The sequence below is a fragment of the Myxococcus sp. RHSTA-1-4 genome (genome assembly GCF_020037125.1).
Classification (GTDB): Bacteria; Myxococcota; Myxococcia; order Myxococcales; family Myxococcaceae; genus Myxococcus.
In genome coordinates this window covers 62,178-76,565 of the sequence record NZ_JAIQDG010000032.1, presented here as the reverse complement: position 1 = coordinate 76,565, position 14,388 = coordinate 62,178, and the positions used below count along the sequence as shown (strand labels likewise).

At 69.5% G+C, this 14,388-nt stretch carries 9 protein-coding genes; 3 read left to right on the top strand and 6 right to left on the bottom strand.

Annotated elements, in window-relative coordinates; translation table 11 throughout:
• Positions 1-133 precede the first annotated feature (133 nt).
• Positions 134-1,144: a cation diffusion facilitator family transporter gene (locus K8638_RS34190; RefSeq protein WP_223758889.1), complete on the bottom strand. Its 1,011-nt coding sequence runs from the start codon at positions 1,142-1,144 to the stop codon at positions 134-136.
• 110 nt (positions 1,145-1,254) lie between these two features.
• On the opposite strand from K8638_RS34190, the gene K8638_RS34185 reads away from it, so the two are divergent.
• The 3 genes from K8638_RS34185 (at position 1,255) to typA (ending at position 5,883) form a co-directional block, all read left to right on the top strand.
• Entirely contained in the window at positions 1,255-2,838 is a 1,584-nt protein-coding gene (locus tag K8638_RS34185) for a sigma 54-interacting transcriptional regulator (protein ID WP_223758888.1), read from the top strand.
• Positions 2,835-3,782, top strand: coding sequence for an alpha/beta fold hydrolase (locus K8638_RS34180; protein ID WP_223758887.1), 948 nt, complete (start codon positions 2,835-2,837; stop codon positions 3,780-3,782). Before K8638_RS34185 ends, K8638_RS34180 begins: the two co-directional genes overlap by 4 nt.
• Before the next feature lie 256 nt (positions 3,783-4,038).
• Positions 4,039-5,883: a translational GTPase TypA gene (gene typA, locus K8638_RS34175; protein WP_223758886.1), complete on the top strand. Its 1,845-nt coding sequence runs from the start codon at positions 4,039-4,041 to the stop codon at positions 5,881-5,883.
• Positions 5,884-5,960: 77 nt separating this feature from the next.
• Here the strand turns inward: typA and cglE are convergent, their stop codons facing one another.
• The 5 genes from cglE to K8638_RS34150 all read right to left on the bottom strand — a co-directional run bounded on the left by cglE (position 5,961) and on the right by K8638_RS34150 (position 14,340).
• Positions 5,961-6,563, bottom strand: a complete 603-nt coding sequence (gene cglE / locus K8638_RS34170) for an adventurous gliding motility protein CglE (RefSeq protein ID WP_223758885.1) — start codon at positions 6,561-6,563, stop codon at positions 5,961-5,963.
• Positions 6,564-6,654: 91 nt separating this feature from the next.
• Entirely contained in the window at positions 6,655-8,658 is a 2,004-nt protein-coding gene (locus tag K8638_RS34165) for a TonB family protein (RefSeq protein ID WP_223758884.1), read from the bottom strand.
• A gap of 25 nt (positions 8,659-8,683) precedes the next feature.
• The gene (locus K8638_RS34160; RefSeq protein WP_305071210.1) at positions 8,684-8,971 is read right to left on the bottom strand and encodes a hypothetical protein; all 288 of its coding nucleotides are present in this window, start codon (positions 8,969-8,971) and stop codon (positions 8,684-8,686) included.
• Between the two features lie 186 nt (positions 8,972-9,157).
• Entirely contained in the window at positions 9,158-10,708 is a 1,551-nt protein-coding gene (locus K8638_RS34155) for a tetratricopeptide repeat protein (protein ID WP_370644195.1), read from the bottom strand.
• Complete coding sequence (locus K8638_RS34150; protein WP_223758883.1) at positions 10,705-14,340, bottom strand: tetratricopeptide repeat protein; 3,636 nt, start codon at positions 14,338-14,340, stop codon at positions 10,705-10,707. Before K8638_RS34150 ends, K8638_RS34155 begins: the two co-directional genes overlap by 4 nt.
• Positions 14,341-14,388 lie beyond the last annotated feature (48 nt).

Here is a 14,388-nt window from a genome sequence, read left to right as displayed (position 1 = left end):
AGCGTCCGCTGCGTCACGGGCACCGGGGATGCGCGAGCCAGGGACCGGCCCACGCGCCCCCATGGCTCCGCCTTCCGGCGCCGCGCCCCCCGGGAAGCCACCGCGGGCCCCGGGCGTGGAGTCACGCGACGCCTCAGTGCACCTCGCCCAGGTGGGCGTAGGTCTCGCTCTCTATCTGGATGGTGGTGTGGTCGATGCCGAAGCGGTCGAACAGGTCGTGCTTCACCGCCGAGAGGATCTCGTCGTTGTTGCAGACCATGGGGTCCTGCACCACCAGGTGCGCGGACAGCGCGTAGACGCCGCTGGAGATGGTCCACACGTGCAGGTCGTGCACGGCCGTCACGCCCTGCACGCGCAGCATCAACTCGCGGATCTGCGCCATGTCCACGTGCGCCGGCACCGCCTCCATCAGCACGTCCACCGCGTCGCGCACCAGGCGCACCGCGCCCACCACGATGACGCCGGAGATGACCACCGAGATGAGGGGGTCCACCACGAACCAGCCGGTCAGCGCCATGATGCCCGCGCCAATCAGCACGCCCACCGACGACAGCGTGTCCCCCAGCACGTGGAGGAACGCGCCGCGCACGTTCATGGAATGCGTGCGGTGCAGGAAACCCAGGGCCCCCAGGTTGGCCAGCAGGCCCACCGTGGCCACCAGGGCCATGGGCTTCAGGTCCACCGGGGCCGGGGCGCGGAAGCGCTCCCAGGCCTCGAAGAGGATGTAGCCGGTGATGCCCAGCAGCAGCACGCCGTTGAGCAGCGCGCTGAGGATCTCCATCCGGTAGTAGCCGTACGTCTTCTTCACGTCCGCCGGCCTGCCCGCGAACCAGAGCGCCAGCAGGCTCAGCGCCAGCGCGGACACGTCCGTCAGCATGTGGCCCGCGTCCGACATGAGGGCCAGCGAGTTCGTCATCCAGCCCCCCACCGCCTCCGCCAGGGCGATGGTGGCCGTCAGGACCAGGGCGAATACGAGCCGGCTCCGGTCCTTCCGGCGCTCCTCCGCCAGGCCCCCCTTCCGGGGGCCGTGCCCATGCCCGTGCCCATGCCCGTGATGGTGGTGATGAGGGTGGTCATGCCCCTCGCCGTGCTCGTGCTCGTGGTCATGCCCTGCCCCGCCGCGCATGTGAGTGGAAGTAGTCACGGGAGAGAGAGGTGCGGATAAAGCCCGGTCATGGGGTATGAGTGGCGAGGAATCGATTTCCGGCGAGCCGGTGTCCCCAGCCCCGAGCGAGGGGGCGCACGGAGGTGGGGATGGACTTCGAGAAGCACCTGAACCTGCACACCATCATCATGCTGAGAGATGTCATCCGCAAGTGGTGGCAGGTCGAGCTCTCGTACGCGGACAGGCATGGCATGGTGCACGACTGGCAGCGCGGGGACATCGTCCCGCCGCCCAACGACTTCTGCCGCATGTCGCTCTTCTCCAAGGAGGGGCTGCGACGCTGCGGACAGTCGGTGCGAGTGCTGCACGAGAAATTCAAGGCGAGCAAGAAACTTCGGCGCGCGCTCTTCCACGACTGCCACCTCAACTTCTCCATCGTCGGCGCGCCCATCTACATCGCCAACGAGTACGAGGGCTTCCTCTTCGTCGAGGGGTTCGCCCGCCAGCCGCTCACCGCGCGCGACGCGGAGCTGCTCAAGGGGAAGATGGGGCCGTTCGCACCGCCGCACTCGGACCTGGAGCGCGCGGAGGAGCGCGTGCCCGTGCTGGACGCGGCCGAGCTGGGCAAGCTCACCGACCTGCTCGAGTTCGCGGTGACGGAGATCGCCAACTACGAGATGGAGCAGTCCCGCAAGGACGACCCCCTCCCGTCGCTCTCCTCCGGCATGAGCGACCGCTACCGCTTCGAGAAGATCATCGGGCGGTCCGGGCCGATGATGGAGGTCTTCCGGCTGATGGAGAAGGTGGCCAACTCCGACTCCACCGTCCTCATCAACGGCGAGTCGGGCACCGGCAAGGAGCTGGTGGCCCGCGCCATCCACCACAACGGTCCTCGCAAGGACCAGCCCTTCGTGGTGCAGAACTGCTCCGCCTTCAACGACAACCTGCTGGAGAGCGCCCTCTTCGGCCACACGCGCGGCGCCTTCACCGGCGCGCTTCGGGACAAGAAGGGCCTCTTCGAGGTGGCCGACGGCGGCACCTTCTTCCTGGACGAGGTGGGTGACATGTCCCCCGCCCTCCAGGTGAAGCTCCTGCGCGTCCTCCAGGAGGGCACCTTCCTGCCCGTGGGCGGCACCCAGCTCAAGGAGGTCAACGTCCGCGTCATCGCCGCCACGCACAAGGACCTGGGCGAGCTGGTGAAACGCGGCGAGTTCCGCGAGGACCTCTTCTACCGCATCAACGTCATCCGCGTGCAGCTGCCGCCCCTGCGCGAGCGCCGGGACGACATGCCCATCCTCATCGACCACTTCCTGCGCAAGCACCACCGCGACGGGCAGCGCGCGCGGGGGCTGGCGCCGGAGGCCCTGGCCATCCTCGGGGCCTACTCGTGGCCGGGCAACATCCGCGAGCTGGAGAATGAAATCGAGCGGCTGCTCGTGCTCGGAGGGGACCTGGAGCTGCTGCCCGCGGAGCTCCTCTCCAGCCGCATCCGCGACGCGGTGGTGCCCGGCGGCGGGCCCTTCATCCCCCCGCGCACCAACGGCAAGCTGCACGAGGCGGTGGAGGCGCTGGAGCGGGAGATGATTCAGCAGGGCCTGCTGCGCACCCGCTACAACAAGAGCCGGCTGGCGCGCGAGCTGGGCATCAGCCGCTCCAACCTCATCCTGAAGATTGCCCGCTACGGCCTGGACAAGGGCCTGCCCGACGACGAGGCCGAGATGGGGGAGGCATGAGCCCCGAGGCCCTCTACTTCCGCCAGGACCGCCTGCGCGTCCCCGACGGGGCGGAGCTGTACTACCAGGTCACCGGTGACGGCCTGCCGGGCATGGTGCTCTGCGACGGCCTGGGCTGCGACGGCTTCGCCTGGAAGTACCTGTCCCCGTACCTCGCCCGCCGCCACCGCGTGCTGCGCTGGCACTACCGGGGCCATGGCCGCTCGGGCAACCCGGCCAACCGCTCACGCGTGGGCATGCTCTACACGTGCGACGACCTGCAGCGCATCATGGACGCCGCGGGGCTGGAGCGCGCCGTCCTCTTCGGCCACTCCATGGGCGTCCAGGTGGCGCTGGAGTTCCACCGCCGCTACGCCAGCCGCGTCTGCGGGCTCGTCCTCATCTGTGGCAGCTACGGCAACCCGCTGGACACCTTCCACGACTCCACCGTCCTCAAGCGCCTCTTCCCCCTCATCCGCCGCGTGGTGGAGCGCTACCCCCAGCAGTCCGCCCGCATCATCCACGCCGCGCTCCGCACGGAGCTGACCGTGCAGCTCGCGATTACGCTGGAGATGAACCGCGAGCGCATCGCCCGGAACGACCTGGCCCCCTACTTCGACCACCTGGCCCGGATGGACCCCGGGGTCTTCGTACGCACCCTGGAGTCGCTGTCCGAGCACACCGCGTGGGACCACCTGCCCCACGTGGACGTGCCCACGCTCGTCATCTCCGGGGAGCGCGACAACTTCACCCCCGGGTGGATTTCCCGGAAGATGGCCGCCCGGATTCCCGGCGCGGAGCTGCTGTCCATCCCCGAGGGCACCCACACCGCCCCCCTGGAGGCCCCCGGGCTGGTGGAGCTGCGGGTGGAGCGCTTCCTCCGCGAGCGGCTGGGCGTGCGCACCTCCGCTGGCCCCCACCCACCCTTCGTCGTGGACGCGAGGGGGACGGCCCCCGGCTCCTGAGCCGGGTGACGGCCGGGTGAACGCCGGGTGACGGGCCCGGAGCGGGGTGAAAACGGCCTCCTCGCGGGTTGAAGGCCGGAGTACGGCGAGGGCATCCTACCCGGAGGTAGGACCCGCCTGCCTGGTGGGCGGCCTTCCACGCTCATTGCAGGGGGCGCACTCGCGGCATATAAGCGCCCGCCTTCCGGGTTCCAGTGGGGTTCGGAAGCCCCGGGCGCTTCGGGCGCTCCCCCACCTTCATCACAGTTCGGTCCGTATGATTCCTCGCGAAAACATCCGAAACATCGCCATCGTCGCCCACGTTGACCATGGCAAGACCACGCTCGTCGACCACCTGCTGCGCCAGGCGGGCACCTTCCGTAGCAACGAGCACGTCGCCGAACGGGTGATGGACTCGAACGACCTCGAGCGCGAGAAGGGCATCACCATTCTCGCGAAGAACACCGCGGTCAACTACAAGGGCATGCAGATCAACATCATCGACACCCCGGGTCACGCCGACTTCGGTGGTGAGGTGGAGCGCGGTCTGCGCCTCGTGGACGGCGTCGTGCTGCTGGTGGACGCCGCCGAGGGTCCCCTGCCCCAGACGCGCTTCGTGCTCAGCAAGGCGCTGGGCATGGGCCTGAAGACGGTGCTGGTCATCAACAAGATCGACCGCCAGGACGCCCGCGCGCCCGAGGTGCTCGATCAGGTCTACTCGCTCTACATCGACCTGGGCGCGGACGATAAGCAGCTCGAGATGCCCGTCCTCTACACCGTGGCTCGCCACGGCCAGGCCTCCACGAAGCTGGACGTGCCGGGCAAGACGCTGGAGCCGCTGTTCGACGCCATCATCAGCCACATCCCGCCTCCGCCCGCCTCGGACGAGAAGACGCCGCAGCTGCTCGTGGCCAACCTGGACTATGACGACTACGTGGGCCGTCTGGCCGTGGGCCGCGTGCAGGCCGGCCGGCTGACGCCCAACATGCCCGTCTCCGTCGTCCGCGAGGGCGGCAAGGTGCAGCCGGGCAAGATCGTCAAGCTGTACGGCTTCTCCGGCCTGAAGCGCGTGGAGATCGCGGACGCGGGCCCCGGGGAGATCGTCTCCATCGCCGGCATCGAGGACGTGTCCATCGGTGACACCATCGGCGACGCAGAGAAGCCGGTGGCCCTGCCCCGCATCACCGTGGACGAGCCCACGATGATGATGATCTTCAAGGTCAACGACGGGCCGCTCGCGGGCAAGGAGGGCAAGTTCGTCACCTCCCGCAACCTGCGCGAGCGCCTGTACCGCGAGGCCTACCGCAACGTGGCCGTCCGCGTGGAGGACACAGAGACGCCCGACGCGTTCCGCGTGGTGGGCCGTGGCGAGCTCGCCCTGGCCGTCATCATCGAGAACATGCGCCGCGAGGGCTACGAGCTGACGGCCTCCAACCCGGAGCCCATCACCAAGACCATCGACGGCGTCGTCCACGAGCCCATGGAGCTGCTCTTCTGCGACGTGCCGGAGACCAGCGTGGGCGTGGTGACTGAGCGCCTGGGGCCCCGCAAGGGCCGCATGACGGACATGGCGAGCCTGGGCTCGGGGCGCACCCGCCTCCAGTTCCGCATCCCCGCCCGCGGCCTCATCGGCTTCCGGTCGGAGTTCCTCACCATCACCCGCGGTGAGGGCATCATGAGCAGCCAGTTCGACGGCTACGAGCCGTGGTTCGGCTACATCCCGAAGCGCCAGAACGGGGCCATGGTCTCCGACCGCCTGGGCGACACCGTGCCCTACGCGCTCTTCAGCATCCAGGAGCGCGGCCAGCTCTTCGTGGGCGCTGGCGTCACCGTGTACGAGGGGATGATCATCGGCGAGCACTCCCACCCGTCCGAGCTGAACGTCAACTGCTGCCGCGAGAAGAAGCTCACCAACATCCGCGCCGCCGGCCGCGACGAGAACGTCATCCTCACCCCGCCCCGCGAGATGGGGCTGGAGAAGGCGCTGGAGTGGATCGCCGACGACGAGCTGGTCGAGGTGACGCCCAAGTCCGTGCGCATGCGCAAGAAGGCGCTGGCCGTGGGCGAGCGCTACCGCGCCGAGCGCGACCGCAAGCGCGAGGAGCGCGCCGCGGGCGAGTAGTCACGCTCCCGTGAGCTGATGCCGTTACGGAGGGCCCGTTCCCGATTGGGGGCGGGCCCTTCGTGCATCTGGAGGCGTCAGAACGTGTACTTCACCTTCGGGAAGATGGAGAAGGCGGTGATGTTGGGCCCGATGACGTAGCGGCCCAGGACGTCCGCGCCCACGGAGAAGTGGTCCATGCCCGTGGCGTACTCCACGCCGAAGCCCAGGCCCGCGTTCGGCGCGCTGATGGCGCGGCCCGGGTCTCCCGCATCCGGGTCCACCGGCGCGGGGTCCAACCGCGTGTAGCCCGCCACCACCTTCGGCGTCAGGTACACCCGGTCCATGACCTTCACGTGGTACGCCGCCGTGAGGTCCAGGAAGGACATGGTGAAGTTGTCGGACAGGGCGCACGTCTCCGTGCCCGGCAGGTAGCCCGCGAAGCAGTTCTGCGCGGACGAGCCAATCCCGAAGTGCGCCCCCAGCGACAGCTTCTCCGTCAGGTCGTACCCCAGCCCGAGCTGCAGGTACGTCTGCGCGTTCGAATAGACGTTCTCCCCGCCGAGGGTGAAGAACACGCCGATGTCCGTCTCGGTGAAGAAGCCGCGGCGCGGCTGGAACTCCACCCCCTCCGGCGGCGTGGCCGCCAGGGCCGGAGACGACAGCAGCGCGAGCGCGGCGAGCAGCATGGACTTCTTCACGGGGCCTCCCGACACAAACGTGCCCTCCCGGCTCGAATCCGGGAGCGGCACTGGACCTTGGTGCTTCGAACAACCGCGCGTGCGGCGGCGTCTACCCCTCGCCGCCCTCACCACCCGCCGGCGAGAAGAGCCACGGGTAGGTCACCGCCACCACGCCGCCCCCCTTGGGCTCCGGGAACTTCCAGCGGCGGATGCGGGACAGCATGCACTGCTCGGCCTTGGCGTTGTTCAGCGTCGACTCGGAGACGGTGGCGTCCGACACCGCGCCCGTGGGGTCGATGGTGAAGGCCACCGCCACCTTGCCGGCCAGGCTCGGGTTCTTGTTCAGCTCGGACTCGTAGCAGTACTTGATCTCCCCCTGGTGGCGCCGGATGACCTTGGCGATGACGTCCTTGTCGAGGCCGCCCACCACCGTCGTCTTGCCGGGGATGACCTTGGTGATGGACTTGCCACGGCCGCCCAGGTCGATGCCACCCGAGCCTCCCGCGCCACGCCCCGTGCCCTGCGTCCCGAGGCCGCCGATGCCCAGCGCCGTACCACCACCGCCGGTGCCCGTGCCGCGCGAGCCCAGGCCGCCCACGCCCTGCGCGTCACCCATGGCCGCGCCGCCCTTGAGGCCGCCCAGCGCGTTGTTGAGGCCGGTGCCGAAGCCACCGGGGCCGAACACGTCCGAGGCCCCGCCCTTCAGGCCCTTGAACGCACCCAGCAGGCCGACCTTGCCCACCACCTGGCGGTCCTTCTCCTTCTTGTTCTTGTCCACCACGGGAGTGCCCGGCTTGGAAGGCGCCGCCTCCTGCTGCTTCGCCTCCTCCTTGCCGAACTTGCCCTCCTCGTCCTTCGCCTTCGCGCCCTCCTCCACGCCGGTGAGCTGGAGCTTCTTCTGCTCCAGCTTCTTCTCCGGGGTGATGAGGAACTTCGCCACGCGCTGCTGGTCCTCGAAGATGTCCGCGGACTCGGGCAGCTCCGCGCGAGGCGTCAGCACCATGGCCAGAATCACGGCCAGGCCCGCCATCAGGCAGATGCTGGCGATCTTGAAGAACGTGTAGTCCGCGTCCACCAGCGCGTTGGCGGCGATGGCCGGCGAGGGCCGCACGTAGCGCACCACGAAGGACACCGTGCCGAGTGTCACCTCCACCCGGTCATGCAGGCCCAGCGTGAGGACCTGCTCCTTGTCCTGTGCCCCCAGCGCACCCGCCGCGCGCAGTGCGTCCTTGGAGCGCACGTCGCCCTGGTTGGTGACGATGAGGCCCGCGCCCGCCGGGGCCCGCACCTCCAGCTTGTCGCGGTGGCTCACCGCCAGCACGTACCGCTCGCCCACCGACGGCGTGTAGACGTGGAAGAAGTTCTTCTTCCCCTCGCCGATGGTGACGGGCACGCCGTCCTTGAAGTGCTGGACCTCCAGCAGCTGGTCGCCCCAGTGCATCGCCACCTGGAGCAGCTTCGCCTCGGGGGTGGGCATCGCCTCCGGGGGCAGCGGCTCCTGGAGGTGCGCGGGCCTCGACGGCGTCACCGCCCGGGGGCGCGGCACCTTGTTCATCCCGGGAGGCTCCACGGGAGGCATCACCGGCGCCGCCGGCCGCTCCGTCCGCACGGAGACGCCGGAGACCGACGCCTCCACGCGGTTGCCGGACACGGGAGCCATGGGCACCGGCACGCGCGGGGGGGGCAGCGCCGACGGAGGCGTCACCACCTCCGTCACCGGCGCCCGCTGCGTCACCGAGCCTTGAAAGGCCGGTCCCGCCACCTTCGCGCCCGCGGGCGCGTGGCGCGCGGGCTCAGTGGCTCCGAAGAGCACCTCCACCTTCGTGCCACCCACCTTGAGCACGTCCCCGGGCTTCAGGGCCGTGGGGATGAGCATCCGCTGACCGTGCACCTCCGTGCCGCTCTCGCTGCCCAGGTCGATGGCCGTGACCGAGCCATCCTTGTCCACCTTGAGCATCACATGAAGGTTGGAGACCCGCGGATCCTGAATCTTCACCGCCGCCTGGGCGCCCGACCCCACAATGACGCTCTCCGCCTCCGACACGGCTTCCACCGTGGAGCCGTCCGGCCCAGTGATTCGAAGCGTCAAGCCGTTGTTCTTCGCCGCCGCCATGAGGATTCTTCCTTCGCCGCCGCCGCTAGAGGTTGTCGACTGACTTCTGCAACTCCGGGTCGAAGTCCTCCCGCACCTTGATGAGGCTCTGGAAGTCCGTCTTCTTGCGGTGGAGCACGTACGAGCCCTCCGGCTTCGTGAGCTCGCCTTCCACCGCGACGTCGGTGAAGTCGATGACCGTCTTCTTCCGGAAGACCGTGCGGTCCTCCTCCTGGATGACCTTCACCGTGTCCTTCGACTGCTCCTGCGCCAGCGCCGCAGCCGGCGCCACCCACAGCCCCATCACCACCGCCACCGATGCCAGTCGCCTCATACCGAGCCTCCAATCGCTTTCATCGGGTGAGACAGCGGGTCTTCCTGCAGGTTCCCGCGGGTCCAATGCACAGCGCGATCCAAACCCAAGTCCCTGAATCCTAAGGAACTTGCCTGCTGCCTGCCACGTGGCGGCCCGGTAGGTGGAAAAAACTTCCACCTCCCGACCGTCACAACTGCCGTCCCCCTACCGAGAGGGCGTTGCCGGAGCCGCGCCCCGAGGGGCGGGCACGGGCGCGGGAGCCGCCGCCTCCGTGGCCGTGGAAGCAGTTGTGCCACCCGGAGCCGCGGAAGCAGCGGTGTTTCCCGACGGTGACGCGGGAGCCGCGGTGTCGCCGGGCGGTGACACGGCGGGAGCCGCGGAAACCTCTGCTCCTCCGGTGTCACCGGACGGCGCTGCCCCCTCGGCGGGAGCCTCGCCCTGCTCCTGCGGGAGCTGCTGAAGCATGGAGCCCCCTCCGCCCGTGGCTTCGGTCTTCTTCTCGCCCGCGCCCCCGTCGGCGGCGGGCGCGGGTGGCGGAGCCTCGAGCATGTTCCGCAGGCCATTCACCTTGGCGGTGAGCAGCTGTTTATCCTGCTCGGTGGTGGTGCCCAGGCCCTTGCAGCGCTCGAGGAAGGCAATGGCCTTCTCCCAGCCGGAGCGGTCCGCGGCATAGGCCCACCCGGCGCCGCACACGGCCTCCGGCAGGTCCGCGCGCGCGGCGAGCACCTTCTCGAAGGCCTCGCCCGCGGCCACGCCCTTCTTCGGGTCCGTCCCCTTCTGGCCGTCCAGCGCCCACGCCAGGGAGAGCCGCGCGTCCACCGAGCCGGGCTCCAGCTCCGTCGCCCGGGTGAACGAGCGCTCCGCGCCCGCGTAATCGCGGTAGCTCAGCGCCATGGCGCCGAGGTTGAGGAAGCCCGGTGCGAACCTGTCGTCGAGCGACACCGCCTTCTGGAACTGGGCGAGCGCGCGCGGCCGGTCCTCCAGCTTCAGGTAGACCAGGCCCAGCAGGTTGTAGATGGCCGGGTCCTTCTCCGCGTGCTTGCGCGCGGTGCCGGCCAGCAGCTCCGCCAGCCGGTACTGCCCGCGCGCATACGCCACCTGCGCCAGGCTCTTGTACGCCTCCGGGTTGTCCTTGTGACGCGCGAGCACGCGCCGGGCGGCGGCCTCGGACTCGTTCAGCTTCCCCGCCACCCTGTATGTGATTGACAGGCTGTTGAGCAGCGACGCGTCGTGCTCGCGGCCCGGCACCTTCAGCGCCTTCTCGAGGAGGGCGATGGCCTCCTCCGCCCGGCCCTGCTCCCGGTGCAGCACCGCCAGGTTGACCGCGGACGGCACGTGGCCCGGCTCCAGGAGGAGCACCTTCTCGTAGGCCACCCGCGCGTCGTCCATGCGTCCCTGGCGCTCGGCGATGACGCCCAGGTTGAACTGCGCGTTGAGGAGCTGCGGCGACTTCGCCAGCGTCTTCTCGAAGCCCTGGCGCGCACCGTCCAGGTCCCCGGCCTCGTAGGCCTGGAGCGCCGCGGCGAACAACTCCGTGGCGCTGCCATCCTTCGGCGCGGAGGACTGCGGCTGCGCGGGCACGGCCCGCGGCTGGGCCGGGGGGGCCGGCTTCTCCGGCATGACCGAGGGCTTCGTCTGGGGCCCCGAAGCACACGCGGCCGTGAAGGCCAGCGAGCCGGCGAGGAACGAGCGGAACCAGTTCATCCGAGTCTTCCCTGTCCCCGCATGCGGGATGTTGAAGCGAGCGCGTCTCACGGCCGCACCTCCTCGAGAGAGGCGGTGGGAGGCGGCTGGCGGGCCGGGTCCGAGGGCGCGGCCGGGTTGGCGGGCTGCGCCGGAGCGCCGGGCTCCGGCACCGACGAAGCGGGAGGAACGGTGGTCGCGGCGGTCGCGTCCGGCTCACGCACGAGGTCCACGCGGGCCATGGAGTCGCTGGCGCGGTAGCCCACCTGCCGGACCTGGGCGTAGGCGCCGGGCCGGAAGCGGTTCACCTGGTCCTGCGCGGCCAGCGTCCACTCGCTGTACACGCCCAGCTCGTAGGCCTTCTCCAGCGCCTTCTCGAGCGCCTCGGTGGCCTTGTCCTCCAGCGGCAGCGCCAGGTTCTCCAGCTCCCCGCGGTACATGGCGAGCTGGTCCTCGTCGAGCCCCTGCGGGTCCGGCGACTCCATGATGTTGCGCGCGAAGTCCGCGTACGCCAGGCCGATGCGCGTCAGGGCCGCGATGCCCCAGTCACCCGAGCCGGTGGCGAGCACCGCGAGGTACTCCTTCTCCAGCCGCTGGATTTCACGCTGCTTGGCGGCGAGGTCCCGGCGGATGGTGTTCACCCGCGAGAAGCGGATGTCCGTGTAGCGCTTCCACGCCGGCTCCAGCGCCAGGAAGCGCGCGTGGCCGTAGGCATTGAGCACCGCCACGTCCTTCCGGGCGGCCTCGGGCAGCCGGCTCCAGCCGCGCACCAGCTCCGTCTGCGCCCGCTCCTGCTCGCGGGTGTTCTTGAGCTGCAGGTACGCGAGCAGCTCGTTGTAGCGCGCCAGGTACACCTGCTGCGCCGGCGCCCGCGAGTCGCGCCCGTACGTGTCCGCGAAGGAGCCGAAGGCCTTCGCCGCCTCGCTCCACTTCTTCTCCTTCTGCCAGACCATGGCGGTGGCGAAGGCCACCCGCGGCACGTCCTTGCGGTCCCTGAAGCGCGTCACGTAGGCGGTGTACGCGGCCACGGCCTTCTGCGGCTCGCCCGCGCCCTCCCACCAGACGCCGGCGTTGAACTGCGCGTCCGCCACCCAGGCGCCCGACTCCTCCACCAGCGCCTCGCGCTCGGCGGCCCGCTGCGCGCGCTTGGAGTCCGCGCTCTCCGCGGCGCCCGGCGTGTCGCTCTGCTTCTTCGCCGTGGCCTTGCGCTCCCGGGCCTTCTTCGACTCGGCCTCCCCGGCCTTCACCGCGGCGTCGTACGCGGCGATGAAGGACTCGGCCATGGTGGCGGCCTTGCGGTACTCGGCCACCTTCTCGTAGAGGCCCGCCAGCGAGTAGCGCGCCTTCAGCTCGAAGTTGCTGCGCGGGTACTCCTTGAGGAAGCGCTCGCCCGCCTCGATGCCGCGGTCGATCTCCCCCGCCTCCTGCGCAATCACCATCACGTAGGTGAGCGCGCGGTCCGCGTTCTCCGACCTGGGGAACTCGGCGACGAACTCGAGGAACTCCTCGGCGGCCTTCCTCGGGTTCCTCTCCTTCTTGTAGACGATCTCGTCCACCCACTTGTAGTGGCTGCCCTCCACCACGCGGGCCACGCGGGCGGCGAAGTCAGTACCGGGCTTGGACAGCTTCTTGTTGGCGAGGAACTTCCGCGACAGCGTGCTCAGCTCCAGCCACTCCTCGCGGCTCTCCAGCACGTACATGGTGAGGTCGGCCGCGTCACGCGAGCGCCGCTCCTCGGGGAACTTCTCGATGATTTCCCCGAAGCGCCGCGCCGCGTCCACGAAGTGGCTGCGGTCGTAGAGGATGACGGCCGCCTGGTAGCGCAGGTCGATTTCGTCCTGCGTGTCCGGGTACAGCTTCACGTAGGTGTCGCACGCGGAGACCAGCCGCTCCTCGAACTTCGTGAGCGGCTCCTCCTCGCGCTCCTTCGCGTCGCGCTTGACGATCTTCTGCCTCGCGACGTCGCCCTTGTCCTTCTTCTCGTCGACCTTCTGCCCGTCCTTGAGGTCGCTCTTCGCGAGCTGGCCGCGTTCAATCTTCACCAGCTTGTCGTAGGCGAGGATGGCGTTGTACGCGGCGCTCTTGCGGTAGCTCTCGTTGGAGACCTCCCGGGCCGAGTCGCGGTCCGGAATCTTGAAGGCCACCACCGCGTCGTACTCGGCCGCGGCGGCCTGCCACTCCTCCAGGGCCCAGAGGATTTCGGCGTAGAAGAAGCGCAGGTTGAAGGCCGAGTCCGCGACGAAGTCCGGGTTGCCGCTGGAGGCGAACGCGTCCACGTACTGCTTGTAGATGTCGCGCGCGAGCCGGTAGGTCTCCACCTGACGCGTCTTCTGCGCTTCCTGGTGGTACTCCGTCACCATCACCCGCATCGCCTCTTCGGTGACGTTGAAGGCATTGCGCAGGACGGGGGCCTGGCCCTCGTTGGCCTTCCACCACTCGCCGCCGGGGCTATACAGGTCCACCATCCGCTTCATCTCCTTGCGGACCTGCTGGCGCTGGCGGAGCCCCTCGTAGGCGCGGACGATGGCCTGCTGGTACTCGGGCGCGTTGTCGCCCAGGGGCTCGTCGTCCACGAGCGTGCGGTACGTGAGGATGGCGCTGTCGAAGTGGCCCGCGTCCACCAGGCCCGCGGCCGTCTTGGCGATCAGCCGGCCCACGCGCTTCGCGGGCGCCTTCTCCTTGAAGTAGGCGATGGCCTGCTTCGGCTGGTCGAGCTGCACGTAGAAGACGGTCAGGTCATTGAGCGCCTCGGTGCGCAGGTCGCCCAGCTCCTGCTGCTTCGCGGCGTAGTCCACCACCTCGTGGAGCTTCTCGAGGCCCTCCTCGTAGTCACCGGTGTTGTAGTCGCACCAGGACAGCTTGTAGACGGCGTACGCGTAGATCTTCGGCACGCCGGTGGCGCGCGCCTTCTCGTAGTTCTCCTTGGCGGGGACGAGCTTGTTGTTCTCGAAGTAGTGGTTGCCGAGCTGGATGTACGCGTCCGGCACGAACTCGGACTTCGGGAAGTCGCGGATCAGCTCCTCGTAGCGGGCCACGGCGGCGTCACGGCGCCCCAGCTCGTAGAGGTTGTACCCCACGGAGAAGAGAATCTCGTCGCGCCGCGGGTACTTCGGGTAGGCGCGGAGGAGGTCCTCGTAGATGGCCATCGTCTCCGCGCGGTAGCGCTCGCTCTCGCGGTGGTCCTGCTTCGGCTCCTCCGCCTTCTCGCCTCGCGCCACGGCGGCGTCGTACTGCTTCTCCGCGGCGAGGAAGCGGCCCATCTCCAGCTGGTAGAGGTACTTGGACTTCTCCCAGTACAGCTCCGACAGGCGGCTGAGCATCTCCGCCTTCTGGGGGTTGTCGTCATGCAGCTTGGAGACGAGCCGCTTGAGGGCCTCGATGGCCTCGTCGCGCTTCTTGTCCGCCAGCGCGTCCTTCTTCGAGTCCGCGATGCGGGGGATGTCCGCGAACTTCGCCGTGGCGGGCTTCACCCGCGCGGGCCCGCTGCGCACGTCCTCCGGAGCCACACCGGGAGGGGGCGCCTTTGCCTCCTCCTTCTTCTTCGAGGCCCTGCCCTTCTCCGCCGCCCCGGAGGTCTTCGACGCCGACGCCGCGGCGGGCTTCTTCACCGCCTTGCGGGCCGGCGGTTCCGCCGCCTCTCCCACCCCACCGGCCGCGAGCGCGACGCCCACCGCCAGTGCACCGAAACGAAGCACCACCTTCATGCGAGCTCCTGCCGTGAAGCCGACCCGGCACGCGGGCGCCCCGGGTGG